Origin of the sequence: Variovorax sp. M-6, from assembly GCF_052114385.1 — a bacterium.
In the GTDB taxonomy this organism is placed as follows: domain Bacteria; phylum Pseudomonadota; class Gammaproteobacteria; order Burkholderiales; family Burkholderiaceae_C; genus Variovorax.
This window is the reverse complement of the sequence record NZ_JBFREQ010000007.1, coordinates 201,073-216,263: the sequence shown is the minus strand read 5'-3', so window position 1 is coordinate 216,263 and position 15,191 is coordinate 201,073. Positions and strand designations below refer to the sequence as shown.

Genomic DNA, 15,191 nt, shown 5'->3' with positions numbered 1-15,191 from the left:
GCTGCTTGTCGCATTGGAAATTGGCCAGTAACCATTAAGCCAGCTAATACCTTCGCGTGCCCGCGGTGAGACAATCGACGCCGAGGCGCGGCGTCGTGGCGCGCGGCGCCCACGACGATGGACCGGAGACTGCCTGTGCGACTGAAACATATCGAGGTCTTCAACGCGATCATGCTGACCGGCACGGCAAGCGGGGCGGCCCGGCTCCTGCACGTCACGCAACCCGCCGTGACCCTGACCCTGCAGCACGCCGAGCTGCAACTGGGCTACGCGCTGTTCACGCGCCAGCGCAACAGGCTGGTGCCCACCAGCGAGGCCCAGGCGCTGTACCCGGAGGTCCAGATGCTGGTCTCCAGGCTCGAATCGGTGCGCCGGCTTTCGACCAGCCTGCGCCAGGGCGGCCGCAAGGAACTGAGACTCCTGATCGTGCCCTCCCTCGCGGTGCGGGCGCTGCCGGACGCCCTGAAGCTGTTCCGCAAGCGCTATCCCGACCTCGCGATCTCGAGCCGCATGCTGCACTCGCACGAGATCACGCAGGCCATCGCGCTGCGCGAAGGCGACGTGGGCATCGTCTACGGCATGAACCAGCACCCCGGCGTCCAGCAGGTGGCGATCGCGGCGGGGCGCCTGGTGTGCGTGTCGCTGCGCCCCGCACGCGTCAACGACCGGCGAAGCACCGTGGAGCTCGCCGAGCTGATGCGCAGCGGATTCATCCGGATCGACGAGCGCGATCCGATCGGGGCGATGCTGGCCGAGCAATGCGCGCGGCACGGCGCCGAGCCCAAGGGCGGCTTGACGGCCCAGACTCATCACATCGCGATGGTGTTCGCGGAGCAGGGGCTGGGGCCGGCGATCGTCGACTCGTTCACGGCCGCGGCCACCACCAGCAGCGCGCTGCAGGTGCGCACGCTGCTGCCCGAAGTGCCCGTCAGCGTGCAGGCACTGCTGCCGCAGGGCGAACGCTCGCCGAAGCAGGTGGCCGACTTCATCGAGGCGTTCAAGACGGTGATCGTCAGTGCGCCATCCGGCTGACCGGCACACAATGCCCGTCAGGCTCCGCCATCTCTTCATTCGATTCGCAATGAATTTCATCTACAGAAAAGCAATACCTGAAGACACCCCGGCTTGCATCGCCTTGAGAGGCAAGACCCGAGAGAACGCCTTCTCGGTCGAGCAGTTGAAGGCCCTCGGCATCACGCTCGAGAGTTGGCGATCCGGCATCGGCGACGGCTCCCTGCCCGGCTACGTCGGCACGGTCGAAGGCGAGCTGGTCGGCTATTGCTTCGGCGATCGAAACACGGGCGAGATCGCGGTCCTTGCGCTGCTGCCCGAGTACGAAGGCAAGGGCATCGGCAAGACGCTGCTGGACCTGATGATCCAGGAGTTCAAGGGCCTGGGCTTCAAGAGGCTCTTTCTCGGCTGCTCGTCCGACCCGAAGGTCCGGTCGCATGGCTTCTACAGGCACCTTGGCTGGAAGTCCACGGGCGCATTCGATGCGGCGAACGACGAGGTGCTCGAGTACTTTCCTTGAGGGAGCGGCCGGCGAGCGCACAAGGATCGCTCGATCCATCGGCGTGCGGATCCCTCATATCGTTATCCGATTCCGTTCGTTGCAGCGCAGACCCTTGCTTCCTAAAGTCTCGTCCTTGATCTGATCCATGACGGCGTCTCCCCACCGGGGTCGCCTCTCCATCGAAAGCAAGGTTCGAGAATGAGCGAAGAGAGTGCGGCCCTGTATGTCGGGAATCGCCCGGCCGCCCGGCCGCTGGTCGGCGGGCGGCGTCTGTTGCCTGAGTTCGCAGGCTTGCGCGGCTGGCTGTCGAGCATCGTGCTCGTGCTTTGCTGGTACGCGGCGTCCTCGACGGGCTGGCTCAACCCGCGCGCGCTGCCGGGTCCCGATCGAATCGTTCTCACGGCCTGGGGGATGCTGCAGGACGGCTCGCTGCCACATGCCCTGTGGGTGAGCCTCTCGCGGATGGTGGCGGGTGCGCTGCTGGGCATTGCCGTCGGGCTCGCGGCCGGCATATTCGCCGGCTTCTCGCGGCTCGGAGAAGACATCGTCGACAAGCCGATGCAGATGCTGCGCACCATTCCCTTCACCGCGCTGGTGCCGCTGTTCATCCTCTGGTTCGGCATCGACGAGACGCCCAAGGTGCTGCTGGTGGCCCTGGGGGTGGCGGTGCCGCTGTACGTCAATACCTTCGGCGGCATCCGCAACGTCGACGTCAAGCTGGTCGAGGTGGCTCGTGTCGCTCGCATGGGCCGCATCGCGATCGCACTGCGCGTGCTGCTGCCGGCGGCGCTCCCGACACTGCTGCTCGGGCTGCGCTTCGCGCTGGGGCTGGGCTGGATCGCGGTGATCATCGCCGAGACCGTCGGCGCCAACGCCGGAATCGGCTACCTGCTGACCAATGCCCGCCAGTTCGTGCGCACCGACGTCATGCTGGTCTGCGTCGCGGTGTATGCCTTGCTGGGCCTCGCCACCGACTACCTGGTGCGCCTGCTCGAACGCGCGTTGCTGTCGTGGCGCACGGTCTACGCGGGCTGAGGGCGCCGTACCGCCCCTCTTTCCTTTCCTTCCCTCCCCTCTTTTCTCGTCCGGAGTCGCATGCCACTCACCGTGGGGGTCCATCCCCAGAATCCTTCGTTGTCGATCCTCGCGCGGCGGCCGCGCTTCGTCGAGGCGCTGCGTGCGCAGGGACTCGATTTCTTCATTCATGGCGCAGGTGCGCAGACCATTCCGCTGGTCGAACTGAAGGTGCTGCAACTGGCGGGCACCGGCGCGACGCCCCCCATCCTCGCGAAGGCGCGCGGCCTGCCGAACGCGGTGTTCGGCATGTCGGGGCCGCGGCCCGAGCATGGCGGCCTGGTGGTCCGGGCGGATTCGCCATTCCACTCGCTGCATGACCTGAAGGGACGCGGCATCGCGCTCATGCCGTTGTCTTGGCACACCCAGTTCCTCGCCGCGGAACTGGACGCCGCGGGCATCGACTGGCGCGAAGTCAATGCCGTCGAATTGTTGCCGGCGACCGCCAAGGACGCCTTCGAAGCGGGCCTGCTCGACGCCATCGTGGCCACCGATCCGCTGTTCTCGAAGATCGCTGCCGGGCTTCCCGTCCGAATCCTGGCCGCACCCGGCGATGTCTTTTCCAACCGATCGGTCTACTGGGCCTCGCACGCCGTCCTGGCGGAGCATCCACGCGCGGTCCAGGCCCTGGTGGATGCCATCGCCGCATCCGACCGTGAAACGGCCAAGGATCCCGAAGGCGCCGCGCAGTTGCTCGAAGGCGTCAACGGCAACACGGCAGCCCAATGGCTGCCTGCGCTGCGGGCGCGGCCTTGGGGCATCGAGGTACCCACCGACGCGTTCGCGGCCGAGCAGCAGGCTCATGCCGACATCTTCGCGAAGTTCGGATTGATCCCGTCGCCGCTCGACGTGCGCGACACCGTGACCGACGCCTTTGCGGCGGCCGGCACACATTGAACACAAGGAGCAACGATCCATGGAAGTCCTCTGGTACCTGACAGGCCCCGATGGCCGCTATCCCTGGCGCGCGGATGGCGCCCGGCCACTGAGCTACGCCTATTTCCAGCAGCTCGCGCGCGCGGTCGACCACCTCGGCTACACCGGCGCGCTGCTGGCCACCGGCGCGCACGACGCCTGGGTCCAGGGCGCATCGCTGATTCCCTTCACCGATCATTTCCAGCATCTGATCGCGGCACACCCGCCGCTGCTGTCGCCCACGCTGCTGGGCAAGATGATCACCACCTTCGACCAGTTCTCGAAGGGCCGCCTGCGCGTCAACATCGTCAACGGCGATGCCAAGCTGATGGCGCAGTACGGCGTGCACCTGAGCCACGACGAACGCTATGCGTACACCGACGAATACCTCACCGTGCTGACGGCGCTGCTGCGCGGAGAGACCGTCACCTTCAAGGGCAAGTACATCCACGTGGTGGACGCCGGCATTCCGCTGCCGCCCCATCAGAAGCCGGCACCGCCGCTGTGGTTCGGCGGCTCGTCGCGCGCGGCGCACGAGGTCGCCGCCAAGCACATCGACACCTACCTGTCGTGGGGCGAGACGCCGCAGCAGGCCGAGGAGAAGATCCGCGAGGTGCGCGCGCTGGCCGGCAAGTACGGCCGTGCCAGCCGCATTCGCTTCGGCATCCGGCTGTACGTGATCGTGCGCGACACCGAGGAGCAGGCCTGGGCCGCGGCGCAGGACCTGTACGACCACATGGACGAGAAGTCCATTGCCGGCGCCCAGGCCTACGTGGCCGGCATCGACTCGATCGGCCAGCAGCGCATGTCGGCGCTGCATGCCGGGCGCAAGCCGCGCGACCTGCGCGAGCTCGAGATCGCGCCCAACCTGTGGTCGGGCATCGGGCTGGTGCGGCACGGGCCGGGAACCGCGCTGGTCGGCAGCGCCCGGCAGGTGCTCGCGCGCATCCAGGACTATCGCGACGCCGGGATCGAGGTGCTGATCGTCTCCGGCATGCCGCTGCTCGAGGAAGCCTACCGGTTCGCCGAACTGGTGCTGCCCCATCTGCCCGTCGATCGCGTCGCCGATCAGGGCGTCACCTCCGCATGGACCAAGGAAAGAGATACGGCATGGAAGAAACTGGCATGAGCAAGATCACAAGCCATCGCGGCGCATCGGCGCATGGGCTGGGGCGCCGCGCGGCGCTGGGCGTTCTCGGCGGCGGCCTGCTGGCGGCCGTTGTCGCGGGTTGCTCCCGCGAGAGCGCCCAGGCGCCGGCGACGCCCGCCGCCGCACCCGAAGCGGCAGCCACCACCGTTCGGATCGCGCCGTTGCACGCCTTCAACTTCCTGACGCTGGCGCACCAGAGCGGCGGCATCGACGCGGCGGTGAAGGCGGCCGGCGGCAGCGTGGACTGGAAGCCCTCGTTTCCTGCCTACGTGCCGACCGCCGAAGCCTTGCGCGGCGGCAGCGTCGACATCGGCAGCGGCAGCTCGACCTCGTTCCTCGCCGCCTCGACCGCCGACAAGGACCTGGTGGTCTTCGCGGTCGAGAAGAGCTCCGGCAAGGACCAGGGCATCGTCGCCACGGGTGCCAGCGGCATCCGCAGCATCCCCGACCTGGTGGGCAAGAAGATCGCGGTCAACAAGGGCGGCACCGGCGAATACCTGCTGCGGCTGGCGCTCGCGCGCCACGACATCCCGGTGGAGAAGGTGACCGTGGTCTACCTGGGACCGACCGATGCGGCGACCGCCTTCGCGCAGGGCCACGTCGACGCCTGGGCGGTCTGGGAGCAGTTCTTCGCCGCGGGCCAGGCCGAGCCCGGCGCGCGCGTGATCGCCTACGCCTCGGACATCGGGTCGCTCAATCGCAACGTTCACGTCACCACGCGCAAGTTCGCCCAGGCGCACCCGGCGCTGGTGAAGGCGGTCTACGACGCGCTGCGCAAGGAGGCCGAAGCGGTGCAGGCGGCGCCCGGCCGCGTGGCCGATCTCAACGAGCGGGAGGGCGTGCCCAAGGCGGTGGCCGACATCATTCGACAGGTGCCGCCGTCCACGGTGGTGCAGGCCGACGAGGCGCTGCTGCGCGAGTTCCAGGAGATCGCCGACTTCTACGCCAGGCACGGCCTGTCGCCGCAGCCGATCGACGTCAAGGGAACGACCTACGATGTCCTCGCTGCCCAGTGAACCGGCCGCCGCGGGCGGCGGCATCCGGCTGCGCGCGCTGACGCGCAGTTTCGACCGCGCCGCCCCCGTGCTCCGGGGGCTGTCGCTGGACATCGCGCCGGGCCAGTTCGTGGCGCTGCTGGGCCGCAGCGGCTCGGGCAAGTCCACGCTGCTGCGCATCCTCGCCGGGCTGGACGCCGACTACAGCGCGGAGCGCCTGCAGCTTCCCCCGTCGGTGTCGGTGGCTTTCCAGGAGCCGCGCCTGTTCCCGTGGCTGCGCGTGTGGCGCAACGTGGTGCTCAATCTGCCTGGCGCGGATCTTCGCGCCGTCGCGCTCGCGGCATTGGAAGAGGTCGGCCTCGACGCCAAGGCCGACGCGTGGCCGCAGACGCTGTCGGGCGGCCAGGCCCAGCGCGTCTCGCTGGCCCGCGCGCTGGCAAGGCAACCCGAGCTGCTCCTGCTGGACGAACCCTTCGGGGCCCTGGACGCGCTCACCCGCGTCACGATGCAGAAGCTGGTGCTCGACCTGTGGCGACGCCACCGGCCCAGCGTTCTGCTGGTCACGCACGACGTGGACGAGGCCATCCTGCTGGCCGACCGGATCCTGGTGCTGGATCAGGGCCGCATCGTGGCCGACACCGCGGTCACGACGCCACGCCCGCGCCGCCTGTCCGACCCGGCACTCGACCCGCTCAGGGCGACCCTTCTCGAGTTGCTCGGGGTGGTGGCGGAAGCCTGATCTCGTGCTGCCGCTGCAGGCATCCATGGGAACCTAGCGTCGTGAGTTAGAAACTCGCAAACAAACGACCTGGAGGAAGTCATCCTGGCTCGCACCGCCTCGGTTGTATCAAGCACGAGAGGATCAGGCCGCCACACCGCTCAGTTCAGCAACGCATCTCTCCTGCCCCCGAGTCCCGATGCGAGTTGCCGGAGTACCCCGAACGTGGTCAACCTATCAAGGCTCGCGCTTGGAAACCATCAACGCGCTCATCAAGTGACCAAGAACAAGGAACTGCGCGGCAAGCACAGCCACTAGGCAGGCTGGAGTGCGTGTGGCGAGCATGCGTCGTATCGAATCGACCGTGCTGCTGCCATCCCAGAAGGCTCCCCGCAGTTGGCGCACGCGCGTCGACCCGCGCTACGTTTGAGCTACTCGAACTAACGCCCGCACGTCTGGACCGGAGCGTCGCCTGAGTGCCATCGAGTCAGCACGATCCAGCGGTTCGCGATCGAGTGCGGCTACCATTTCAGACCACCCGTTTTTCGCGTCCGCAGGGCACCGCAATCAGGGGTCGGATCTATCTATATCTATACAGGGAGAAATCAAATTGACGTCCGAGATCATTCTTTCCCAGTTCGGCCCTCGCGAGTCGATGGAATACGATGTGGTAGTCGTAGGGGCAGGCCCAGCCGGTCTGTCGACGGCGATCCGGCTCAAGCAATTGGCTGATAAAGCTGGCAAGGACATCAGCGTAGCTGTCCTGGAAAAGGGTTCCGAACCAGGCGCGCACATCCTGTCGGGGGCCGTGATGGATCCGATCGCCCTGAGTGAACTCATCCCCGACTGGAAGGAGCGCGGCGCTCCGCTCAACCAACCGGTGACCAAGGACGAGGCGCTGTTTCTGTCCGAGACGCGCTGCTTCTCGACGCCCTCGTTCCTGATGCCAGACAACTTCCACAACGAGGGCAACTACGTCATCAGCTTGGGCAACCTGGTGCGTTGGCTGGCCGCGCAGGCGGAGAGCCTCGGCGTCGAGATCTTCCCCGGCTTCGCTGCGGCCGAAGTGCTCTACAACGACGATGGTTCGGTGAAGGGGGTGGCCACCGGAGACCTGGGCATCGACAAGTCAGGCGCACCTACCGACAGCTTTCAGCTCGGCGTGGAACTGCTGGGCAAGTACACCATCTTCGCCCAAGGTTCGAGAGGCCATCTGACCAAGCCACTCATCGCCAAATTCAAGCTCGACGAAGACAGGGCGCCGCAGAGTTACGCCATCGGCATCAAGGAGATGTGGGAAGTCCCTGCAGAGCGCGCGCAGCCGGGTCTGGTTCTGCATGCCGCGGGCTGGCCGCTCCCGGCCGACACCTACGGTGGTGGCTTTCTCTATCACATGGAAGACAACAAGGTTGTGTTGGGCTTCATTGTCGGCCTCAACTACCAGAACCCTTGGCTCAGCCCGTTCGAGGAAATGCAACGCTGGAAGACTCATCCCGCCATTCGCAAGCACATCGAAGGCGGCAAGCGCCTAAGCTACGGGGCGCGTGCGATCACCGCGGGTGGCTTGTCGAGCCTGCCCCGGATGGTGTTTCCTGGCGGCGCGTTGATCGGCTGCGATGCAGGCTTTCTCAATGGCCCGCGTATCAAGGGCAGCCATGCCGCGATCAAGAGCGGCATGATGGCCGCCGAGGCCACCTTTGAAGCCATCGCCGCGAACCGCCAGCACGACGAGCTGAGTGCCTATCCCGAGGCCTTTGAGAACAGCTGGCTGTACAAGGAGCTTCACCAGGCGCGCAATTGGAAGCGCTGGTTCAAGTGGGGCATCGTGGGCGGCACGCTAGGTACTGGTATCGAGTACTGGTTGCTGCCACGGCTGGGCATCAAGTCGCCACCTTGGACGCTGGGCGCCTCCCAGGCCGATCATCTGTATCTGAAGCCTGCGAGCGAGTGCCCAAGGATCGAGTATCCCAAGCCGGATGGGAAGCTGACCTTCGATCGCCTGAGTTCGGTTTTCATTTCCAACACCAACCACGAAGAGAAGCAGCCGGCCCACCTGACCTTGAAGGATGCGTCCGTACCAGTGAAGGTGAACCTAGCGACATACGCCGGGCCGGAAGCGCGCTATTGCCCCGCCGGCGTCTACGAGTTCGTCCAGCAGGACGATGTCGACAAGCTCGTCATCAACGCGCAGAACTGCGTCCACTGCAAAACCTGCGACATCAAGGACCCGACTCAGAACATCGTCTGGGTCACGCCTGAAGGGAGTGGGGGCCCGAATTACTCTGGCATGTGAGCAACAGGGAGCGGAACACCAATGACAACCACAAGCCGTTCGTCTGGTCCAAGACCGCCTACGACATCCTCGCGAGCGTCGAGAGATCTTGTTTGCGAACTTCCAACTCACGACACTAGCGCAGCGCCATCAACAGCACGCCCGTGACGGCCAGCGCCGCGGTCCAGGCGCGGCGCAGCGCCGTGCCGCTCAGCAGGCCAGGGTGCATCGCCACGCCGCGGCACACGCCGGTGGCGATGACGCCGGTCGTGGCCAGCATCGCAGCCGTATGGACGCCGACCGCCGCCAGTGCCAGCACCAGCGAGCCCGACGCGGTGATCTCGCGCGCCGGATCGTCGGCCAGGCACAGCGGCAGGAGCGCCGGTACCAGCATCAACCCGGCCCCGTGCGCGGTGGCCATCAGGAAGGACCAGAGCGCGATGACGGCGTGGCCGGCGCGCGGGCCGATCGGCTTGCGCTGCCCGGCGCCGCGCAGCAGGCGGTACGACGCCGCGCCGACCAGCAGCGCGCCGGCCAGGCCTTGCACCAGCGCGCGATCCATCGACAGGCCCTGTGCGACGGCGCAAGCGACGACCGCGATCGACGCGGCGTGCCCGATGGCGATCGGCAGCAGGGCACGCCGCGCCTGCGCCCCGTCGCGCGTACGCACGCCCCAGGCGGCGGCGAACATCCAGCCGTTCGCCGGGCTCAATCCGTGAAAGGCGCCGAGGCCGGCAATCGCCAGCCACGGCCACAGGTTCGTCATGGCGCATTCGTCCAGGCGAGGCGAAGCAGGCTCAGTCGCGCGCTTCGCAGCACGAACCGGCCGCCGGCGCCGTCTTCGCGAGCGCTGCCGGCTCGTAGCGGTCATGGTGGCGCACCCAATCCATGGCGTGGGCCGGGTTGTGCTCGTCGCGGCCCCTGGGCGTGAGGTCCAGCAGGCTGTACGTTCCCATCATCACCTCCACACCGCGCCCGTAGGTCGAGTAGGTGTGGAAGATGGCGCCCGCGTCGTCCTTGTAGAACACGCTGATGCCGGGCGCTTCCTCCGCCGGGAAGGGCTGCATGCCGTAGTTGTAGTAGACCTCGCCCTGCCCCCTTGCCCGCTCTTGCGGCGTGAAGCTGACGCCGAAGTCGTGATTGAAGTCGCTGCCGTACGAGGACACCCATTTGAAATGCCAGCCCATGCGCCGGCGAAAGCGCTCGATCTCGGCCAGCGGCGCGCGCGAGACGACCCGCAGCGTGACGTCGCGATGCGCCAGGTGCACGTTCATGCCGTCGATGTGATCGGCCATGAAGGAGCAACTCGGGCAACCCTGCTCCCACTCCGGGCCGAGCATGAAGTGCTGTACCAGCAGCTGGCGGCGGCCTTCGAAAAGTTCGGCGAGCGCGCGCCGGCCTTCGGGTGCGTCGAAGGTGTAGTCCTTCTCGATGCGCACCCACGGCAGCGCGCGCCGCTCGCGGGCGATCTGGTCGCGCAGGCGGGTCAGCTCCTTTTCGCGCGCCAGCAGCGTCTTGCGCTCGGCAACCCATCGGTCCGCCGACACGACGGAATGGTTCACGGTGTTTGCTTCGGAAATCGCGGTGTTCATGCTGTGCTCCTTGGCTCGGAGAGCCGTTCAAGGGTGTCGATGCGGCGGTCGAGGAGATGCGCGGTCAGGACCCGGCGCTCTTCGGACGTCGCACGGCGCGGACCTTGCCGCTCGATCCGCCACCGCAGTAGAAAAGGTCTGCCCCGTCGGACTCAAGCCCGCTGACGCCGATGCCGTGCGGCATCTCCAGGCGTTCGAGCACCGCGCCGCTTTCCGGGTCGATTCGACGGATCTCGCTTTGCTCCGCTTCCCAGGTGCCGTGCCACAGCTCGCCATCGACCCAGGTCACGCCGGTGACGAAGCGGTTGGACTCGATGGTGCGGATGACCGCGCCGGTCGCCGGGTCGATCTGGTGGATCCTGCGATCGCGGTACTGCCCCACCCACAGGCTGCCCTCGGCCCAGGCGAGCCCCGAGTCGTATCCGTGGCCAGGAGTCGGGATCGACGCCACCACCTTGCCGGTGACGGGATCGATCTTGTCGATGCGCTCCTCGGCGATCTGATAGAGATACGTGCCGTCGAAGGCGGTGCCGGCGTCGCAGGCCCGGTCGAGCGTGCGCGTGGGCTCGCCGCTCGCGGGATCGAAGGCGATCAGCCTGGCCCCGGTGGCGGCCCAGACGCGCTGGCCATCGTGAGTGATGCCGTGCACGTTGTCGACGCCGGCAAATGGGCCGTACTCGCGCACGATCTCGGCGGCATGCGCCGTTGCCTGGAATCTGTCCTTGCCTGTCTTGCTGCTCATCGCGGGTTCCTTGTGACGCGCCCGGGATCGGCGCCTGGAGACAACTCTATTCAATCGGCAGCGCGGCGGGGAGTAACAAGATCGTCGTGAATCCGGCCAGCGGCGGCGACAGCCAGCGACGCGCCCGCGCCCGACCGATCGAGCGCACCCGTCCGTCGGCCTCGAGTTCGACCAGCGCGCGCTGCACCGTGCGCTGGCTGGCCCCCAGGGCCAGCGCCAGGGCCGACGTCGACCAGGGCGCGCCGTCGGAGAGCAGCGCCGCCAGCGATGCCTGCTCACCATCGATGGGCGGCGCCAGCACGACGACGGCGCGCTCGCCGTGCGGCCTGAGGACGAAACCCCGCGCGGTGGCCTCGATCTGCGCGAGTGCCGTGACGAGCGCGCGCAGACGACCGATCTCGACCCGCAGGCGCGCACGATGCGACTCGTCGGGGCGCAGCGTGCGGAACGCACACGCGATCAGGGTTTCCCGATCGACATCGCCGGGCCACGCCTCGGCGAGCGCGCGCGCCAGCGCGAACAGCACCGGCCGGCGCGCCAGCGGCCACCACGCGGTGCCGGCGCGCAGCCCGCGGCGGCAGGCATCGACCACCAGCGCATCCGAGGCCAGGAGCGCCGCGACCTCGTCGAGGCGCAGCGCCTGCTCGCCGCCGGCGATCAGGCGCCGGGCCGCCGGATGGTCGAGCGCGGCCCGCGCCTCCGCCACCTCGGCCAGGAGCGCCGGCACGCGCGCGCGATCGGCCGCTTCGTGGGCACGGGCGAGCGCCGCCCGGGCCGCGCCGGTGCGCAGCGAACGCAGCGCCAGCTCCGCCGCGGTCAGCTCGGCCACGGCCGCCAGCGACGGCGGCAGGCCGCTCGCATCGAGCGGCGCCAGCGCGGCCGCGGCCTCGTCGAGGCGGCCCAGCAGCAGGAGCCTGCGCACCGCGATGAGCCGCGCCTGCATCGCGTTGGCGCGATCGGCGTGCGCCTCGAGCGTGGCCGAGGCCGCCGCCAGCGAGCGCGGCGAGCCGCCGAGGTCGCGCATGGCCAGCGCCACCTCGGCCTCGGCGACGACGCAGCGAGCGCGCGCCAGTTCCTCGTGGGCACCGAAGCCGCGGGCCGCGCGGCGAAGGAGCTCGCGCGCACGCGGATGCTCGCCGAGCTGGGCCATGGCGATGCCGCGCAGCGCCAGCGCCGGCGGGTCATCGCGCAAGGCGACCCGCTTGAGGGCGCCGAGCGCGTCACCGGTGGCGAGGGCGCGCGCGGAGGCAGTGATCAGGGAATCCATGGCGACAGGCTACACCGGCGCGCTCACGAAGGCTCTCGCGTCCACGACGGGCCCCGGTACGTAATTTCCCTCACGCAAGCGTCAGATTCCGATCAGCGACGCAGAAAGAACATCGACCCGCGCTGCAAATGCGGCGCCCGGTTCCACAGCCGTGGGGTTGTTCCCACCACCGGCCACAACCTCTCTTCGCGCGTATGAACAATCGAAATCTCGTCAGAGGCCTGTTCCTCATGGCGATCTCGCTGGCCTTCGGCCTGCAGGCTCTGCGTTACCCGATCGGCGACTTCAGCCGCGCGGGGCCGGGATTGTTTCCCGCAATGGTGAGCGCCATGCTGCTCCTGATCAGCATCGTGACCGTGGTCCGATCGTTCTTCGTCGAACGCGTGCACCTGGGCCTGAACTTCAGGAACATCGCCATCATCATGGTGAGCCTCTGCGGCTTCGCGGGGCTTTCGATGTACCTGAACATGATCGCGGGCATCGTCTTCATGGTCTTCTTCTCCACCTTGGCCGGCACCTCCTATTCGTGGGTGCGCAACGTCAAGATCTCCGCCGGCCTGGTCACGATGGCCCTGCTCCTTCAAAAACTCCTCGGCTTGAACCTGCCCCTCTACTGATGGACGTCCTGAACAACCTGGCGTTCGGCTTCTCGCACGCCCTGACCATCCAGAACCTGATGTACTGTGCCATCGGCTGCACCGTGGGCACGCTCGTCGGTCTGCTGCCGGGCCTGGGCCCGCTGGCCACCATCAGCCTGCTGCTGCCGCTGACCTACTCGATTCCAACCACCGGCGCGCTCATCATGCTGGCCGGCATCTACTACGGCGCGCAGTACGGGGACAGCGTGAGTGCCATCACGATGAAGATCCCGCACGCCAGCAGCATCGTGGCCTGCATCGACGGCTACCAGATGACGCTCAAGGGCAAGACCGGCCTGGCGCTGTTCACCGCGGGCGTCTCGAGCTTCATCGGCGGCACGGTCGCCATCCTGGTGCTGTCGTTTCTGGCTCCCACGCTGGGCGAAGTGGCCTTCCTGTTCGGTCCGGCGGACTACTGCGCCATGATGATGGTCGGCTTCGTGTGCGTGAGTTTCGTCACCACGGGCAGCCTGCTCAACGGGCTGGCCATGTGCATGATCGGGGTGCTTCTGGGCACGATCGGCACCGACGTCAACAGCGGCGCCCAGCGCTTCACCATGGACCTGCCCTTCCTGGTGGACGGCGTCGGCGTCGTGAGCATCGCATTGGGCTGCTTCGGTATCGCCGAGATCACGAAGAACCTCGATGCCCGGGAAGAACGCTCGCCCTTCAACGGCAAGATCAACCTGATCCCCACCTGGGCGGAATTCAAGCGGATCATCCCCAGCGCGCTGCGCGGCAGCGTGGTCGGCTCCTTCCTGGGCATCCTGCCCGGCGGCGGTCCCACGATCGCCCAGTTCGCCGCGTATGCGATCGACAAGAAAGTCAGCAAGTACAAGCACGAGATCGGCACCGGCTGCATCGAGGGCGTGGCGGGCCAGGCTGCGGCCGACGAAGCCGCCGCGCGCACCAGCTTCATCCCGCTGATGAGCATCGGCATCCCGGAGAACGCCGTGATGGCGCTGATGCTGGCCGCCTTCATCATCAAGGGCATCCAGCCCGGGCCGAACATGATCGCCAGCCACCCCGAGCTCTTCTGGGGCCTGGTGGCCAGCATGTGGGTCGGCAACGTCTTCCTGCTGGTCCTGAACGTGCCGCTGGTGCGCTACTGGCTGTCGGTGTTCAAGATTCCCTACAGCGTGCTGTTCCCGTCGATCCTGTTCTTCTGCTGCATCGGCACCTACAGCGTCAACAACAACCTGGAGGACGTCTTCATCACGGCTGCGTTCGGCTTCATGGGCTACATGTTCATGCGGCTGGAGCTCGACGCCGCCCCGCTGATGCTCGGCTTCATCCTCGGGCCCATGCTGGAGGAGAACTTCCGCCGCGCGCTGCTCCTGAGCCGCGGGAGTTTCACGACCTTCCTCACGCGGCCCATCAGCGGCACGCTGCTGGCCTTGATCGCCGCCTTCGTCACCTGGCAGGTGGTCGCGTTCATCTTTCAGGTGCGCAGGAGGAATGCCCTTCGGGAGCAGGCCGCCTAGGACACGCCCTCTTCGCGACCATGGCCTTGCGGTCCGCGCTGGACCGCGGTTTCGCGCTCGGCCATGATCGCCGGACGATGGTCACGTCCATGGTCCGCGCAATGGCTTCGGCGCTTCTCCTGGCCACGACAGGAGCCCTTGCCGCGGCCACGCCGGACTTCGCAGCCGAGCGCCGGCAGATGACGGAGGACATCGCGGCGCTGGCTCGCCAGACCCGCGCCGACACCGGCCGGCCCGCCTTCGACGCGCGCGTGATGGCGGCCATGGCCAAGGTGCCGCGGCACGAGTTCGTGCCCGCCGACCAGGTCGCTTTCTCGTACGCGAACCGGCCGGTACCGATCGGCCATGGGCAGACCATCTCGCAGCCCTACATCGTGGCGCTGATGACGGACCTGGCCAAGGCGGAGCCGGGCGACAAGGTGCTCGAGGTGGGGACCGGCTCCGGCTATCAGGCGGCGGTGATGGCGCAGCTGGCCCGCACGGTCTACACCATCGAGATCATCGAGCCGCTGGGGCTGCAGGCCACGCAAAGGCTGCAGAAACTGGGCTACGCCAATGTCCAGGTGCGCCTGGGCGACGGCTACCACGGCTGGGAGGAACACGCGCCCTACGACGCCATCCTCGTCACCGCGGCGGCCAGCCACGTCCCGCCGCCCCTCATCCGCCAGCTCAAGCCCGGCGGCCGGATGGTGATTCCGGTGGGCGCGCCGTTCCTGGTCCAGCAGTTGATGCTGATCGAGAAGAACCAGGACGGCACGGTGTCGACGCGGCAGATCCTGCCGGTGGCCTTCGTTCCGCTGACCGGGCAGCAGCGCTGAGCCCGGAGCGCCG

General features: G+C 67.6%; 15 protein-coding genes. 11 read left to right on the top strand and 4 right to left on the bottom strand.

Features of this window, described 5'->3' with window-relative positions:
- Positions 1-135: 135 nt before the first annotated feature.
- The 8 genes from AB4Z46_RS10920 (at position 136) to AB4Z46_RS10885 (ending at position 8,658) form a co-directional block, all read left to right on the top strand.
- Complete coding sequence (locus tag AB4Z46_RS10920) at positions 136-1,032, top strand: LysR family transcriptional regulator (protein ID WP_442283507.1); 897 nt, start codon at positions 136-138, stop codon at positions 1,030-1,032.
- A 49-nt stretch (positions 1,033-1,081) separates the two neighbouring features.
- Positions 1,082-1,531 (top strand): GNAT family N-acetyltransferase, encoded by a 450-nt coding sequence (locus tag AB4Z46_RS10915; RefSeq protein WP_442283506.1) that lies wholly within the window; start codon positions 1,082-1,084, stop codon positions 1,529-1,531.
- Positions 1,532-1,711: 180 nt separating this feature from the next.
- A complete protein-coding gene (locus tag AB4Z46_RS10910) occupies positions 1,712-2,548 on the top strand; it encodes an ABC transporter permease (RefSeq protein ID WP_442283505.1) in 837 nt (278 codons plus the stop codon).
- Between the two features lie 60 nt (positions 2,549-2,608).
- Positions 2,609-3,484 (top strand): ABC transporter substrate-binding protein, encoded by an 876-nt coding sequence (locus tag AB4Z46_RS10905; protein WP_442283504.1) that lies wholly within the window; start codon positions 2,609-2,611, stop codon positions 3,482-3,484.
- Positions 3,485-3,503: 19 nt separating this feature from the next.
- Positions 3,504-4,631 (top strand): LLM class flavin-dependent oxidoreductase, encoded by a 1,128-nt coding sequence (locus AB4Z46_RS10900; RefSeq protein ID WP_442283503.1) that lies wholly within the window; start codon positions 3,504-3,506, stop codon positions 4,629-4,631.
- On the top strand, positions 4,628-5,668 hold the full coding sequence (locus AB4Z46_RS10895; RefSeq protein ID WP_442283502.1) for an ABC transporter substrate-binding protein: 1,041 nt from the start codon (positions 4,628-4,630) through the stop codon (positions 5,666-5,668). Before AB4Z46_RS10900 ends, AB4Z46_RS10895 begins: the two co-directional genes overlap by 4 nt.
- A complete protein-coding gene (locus AB4Z46_RS10890) occupies positions 5,649-6,386 on the top strand; it encodes an ABC transporter ATP-binding protein (protein ID WP_442283501.1) in 738 nt (245 codons plus the stop codon). Before AB4Z46_RS10895 ends, AB4Z46_RS10890 begins: the two co-directional genes overlap by 20 nt.
- Positions 6,387-7,020: 634 nt before the next feature.
- Positions 7,021-8,658, top strand: coding sequence for an electron transfer flavoprotein-ubiquinone oxidoreductase (locus AB4Z46_RS10885; protein ID WP_442283551.1), 1,638 nt, complete (start codon positions 7,021-7,023; stop codon positions 8,656-8,658).
- A 115-nt stretch (positions 8,659-8,773) separates the two neighbouring features.
- Here the strand turns inward: AB4Z46_RS10885 and AB4Z46_RS10880 are convergent, their stop codons facing one another.
- From AB4Z46_RS10880 to AB4Z46_RS10865, 4 genes are all read right to left on the bottom strand, one after another.
- The gene (locus AB4Z46_RS10880; protein WP_442283500.1) at positions 8,774-9,403 is read right to left on the bottom strand and encodes a hypothetical protein; all 630 of its coding nucleotides are present in this window, start codon (positions 9,401-9,403) and stop codon (positions 8,774-8,776) included.
- A 31-nt stretch (positions 9,404-9,434) separates the two neighbouring features.
- Positions 9,435-10,229 carry a DUF899 domain-containing protein gene (locus AB4Z46_RS10875; protein ID WP_442283499.1) on the bottom strand — a complete coding sequence of 265 codons (795 nt, stop codon included), beginning with the start codon at positions 10,227-10,229 and terminating at the stop codon, positions 9,435-9,437.
- A gap of 64 nt (positions 10,230-10,293) precedes the next feature.
- Entirely contained in the window at positions 10,294-10,971 is a 678-nt protein-coding gene (locus AB4Z46_RS10870) for a Vgb family protein (RefSeq protein WP_442283498.1), read from the bottom strand.
- Between the two features lie 46 nt (positions 10,972-11,017).
- The gene (locus tag AB4Z46_RS10865) at positions 11,018-12,238 is read right to left on the bottom strand and encodes a helix-turn-helix domain-containing protein (RefSeq protein WP_442283497.1); all 1,221 of its coding nucleotides are present in this window, start codon (positions 12,236-12,238) and stop codon (positions 11,018-11,020) included.
- A gap of 194 nt (positions 12,239-12,432) precedes the next feature.
- On the opposite strand from AB4Z46_RS10865, the gene AB4Z46_RS10860 reads away from it, so the two are divergent.
- The 3 genes from AB4Z46_RS10860 to AB4Z46_RS10850 all read left to right on the top strand — a co-directional run bounded on the left by AB4Z46_RS10860 (position 12,433) and on the right by AB4Z46_RS10850 (position 15,178).
- The gene (locus tag AB4Z46_RS10860; protein WP_442283496.1) at positions 12,433-12,855 is read left to right on the top strand and encodes a tripartite tricarboxylate transporter TctB family protein; all 423 of its coding nucleotides are present in this window, start codon (positions 12,433-12,435) and stop codon (positions 12,853-12,855) included.
- A complete protein-coding gene (locus AB4Z46_RS10855; protein WP_442283495.1) occupies positions 12,855-14,360 on the top strand; it encodes a tripartite tricarboxylate transporter permease in 1,506 nt (501 codons plus the stop codon). Before AB4Z46_RS10860 ends, AB4Z46_RS10855 begins: the two co-directional genes overlap by 1 nt.
- Before the next feature lie 101 nt (positions 14,361-14,461).
- The gene (locus tag AB4Z46_RS10850; protein WP_442283550.1) at positions 14,462-15,178 is read left to right on the top strand and encodes a protein-L-isoaspartate(D-aspartate) O-methyltransferase; all 717 of its coding nucleotides are present in this window, start codon (positions 14,462-14,464) and stop codon (positions 15,176-15,178) included.
- Positions 15,179-15,191 lie beyond the last annotated feature (13 nt).

Excerpts from the sequence above, each read along its gene's own strand:
- AB4Z46_RS10915 (WP_442283506.1), top strand. The coding sequence starts at position 1,082 with ATGAATTTCATCTACAGAAAAGCAATACCTGAAGACACCCCGGCTTGC.
- AB4Z46_RS10910 (WP_442283505.1), top strand. The coding sequence starts at position 1,712 with ATGAGCGAAGAGAGTGCGGCCCTGTATGTCGGGAATCGCCCGGCCGCC.
- AB4Z46_RS10905 (WP_442283504.1), top strand. The coding sequence starts at position 2,609 with ATGCCACTCACCGTGGGGGTCCATCCCCAGAATCCTTCGTTGTCGATC.
- AB4Z46_RS10900 (WP_442283503.1), top strand. The coding sequence starts at position 3,504 with ATGGAAGTCCTCTGGTACCTGACAGGCCCCGATGGCCGCTATCCCTGG.
- AB4Z46_RS10895 (WP_442283502.1), top strand. The coding sequence starts at position 4,628 with ATGAGCAAGATCACAAGCCATCGCGGCGCATCGGCGCATGGGCTGGGG.
- AB4Z46_RS10890 (WP_442283501.1), top strand. The coding sequence starts at position 5,649 with ATGTCCTCGCTGCCCAGTGAACCGGCCGCCGCGGGCGGCGGCATCCGG.
- AB4Z46_RS10885 (WP_442283551.1), top strand. The coding sequence starts at position 7,021 with ATGGAATACGATGTGGTAGTCGTAGGGGCAGGCCCAGCCGGTCTGTCG.
- AB4Z46_RS10880 (WP_442283500.1), bottom strand. The coding sequence starts at position 9,403 with ATGACGAACCTGTGGCCGTGGCTGGCGATTGCCGGCCTCGGCGCCTTT.
- AB4Z46_RS10875 (WP_442283499.1), bottom strand. The coding sequence starts at position 10,229 with ATGAACACCGCGATTTCCGAAGCAAACACCGTGAACCATTCCGTCGTG.
- AB4Z46_RS10870 (WP_442283498.1), bottom strand. The coding sequence starts at position 10,971 with ATGAGCAGCAAGACAGGCAAGGACAGATTCCAGGCAACGGCGCATGCC.
- AB4Z46_RS10865 (WP_442283497.1), bottom strand. The coding sequence starts at position 12,238 with ATGGATTCCCTGATCACTGCCTCCGCGCGCGCCCTCGCCACCGGTGAC.
- AB4Z46_RS10860 (WP_442283496.1), top strand. The coding sequence starts at position 12,433 with ATGAACAATCGAAATCTCGTCAGAGGCCTGTTCCTCATGGCGATCTCG.
- AB4Z46_RS10855 (WP_442283495.1), top strand. The coding sequence starts at position 12,855 with ATGGACGTCCTGAACAACCTGGCGTTCGGCTTCTCGCACGCCCTGACC.
- AB4Z46_RS10850 (WP_442283550.1), top strand. The coding sequence starts at position 14,462 with ATGGCTTCGGCGCTTCTCCTGGCCACGACAGGAGCCCTTGCCGCGGCC.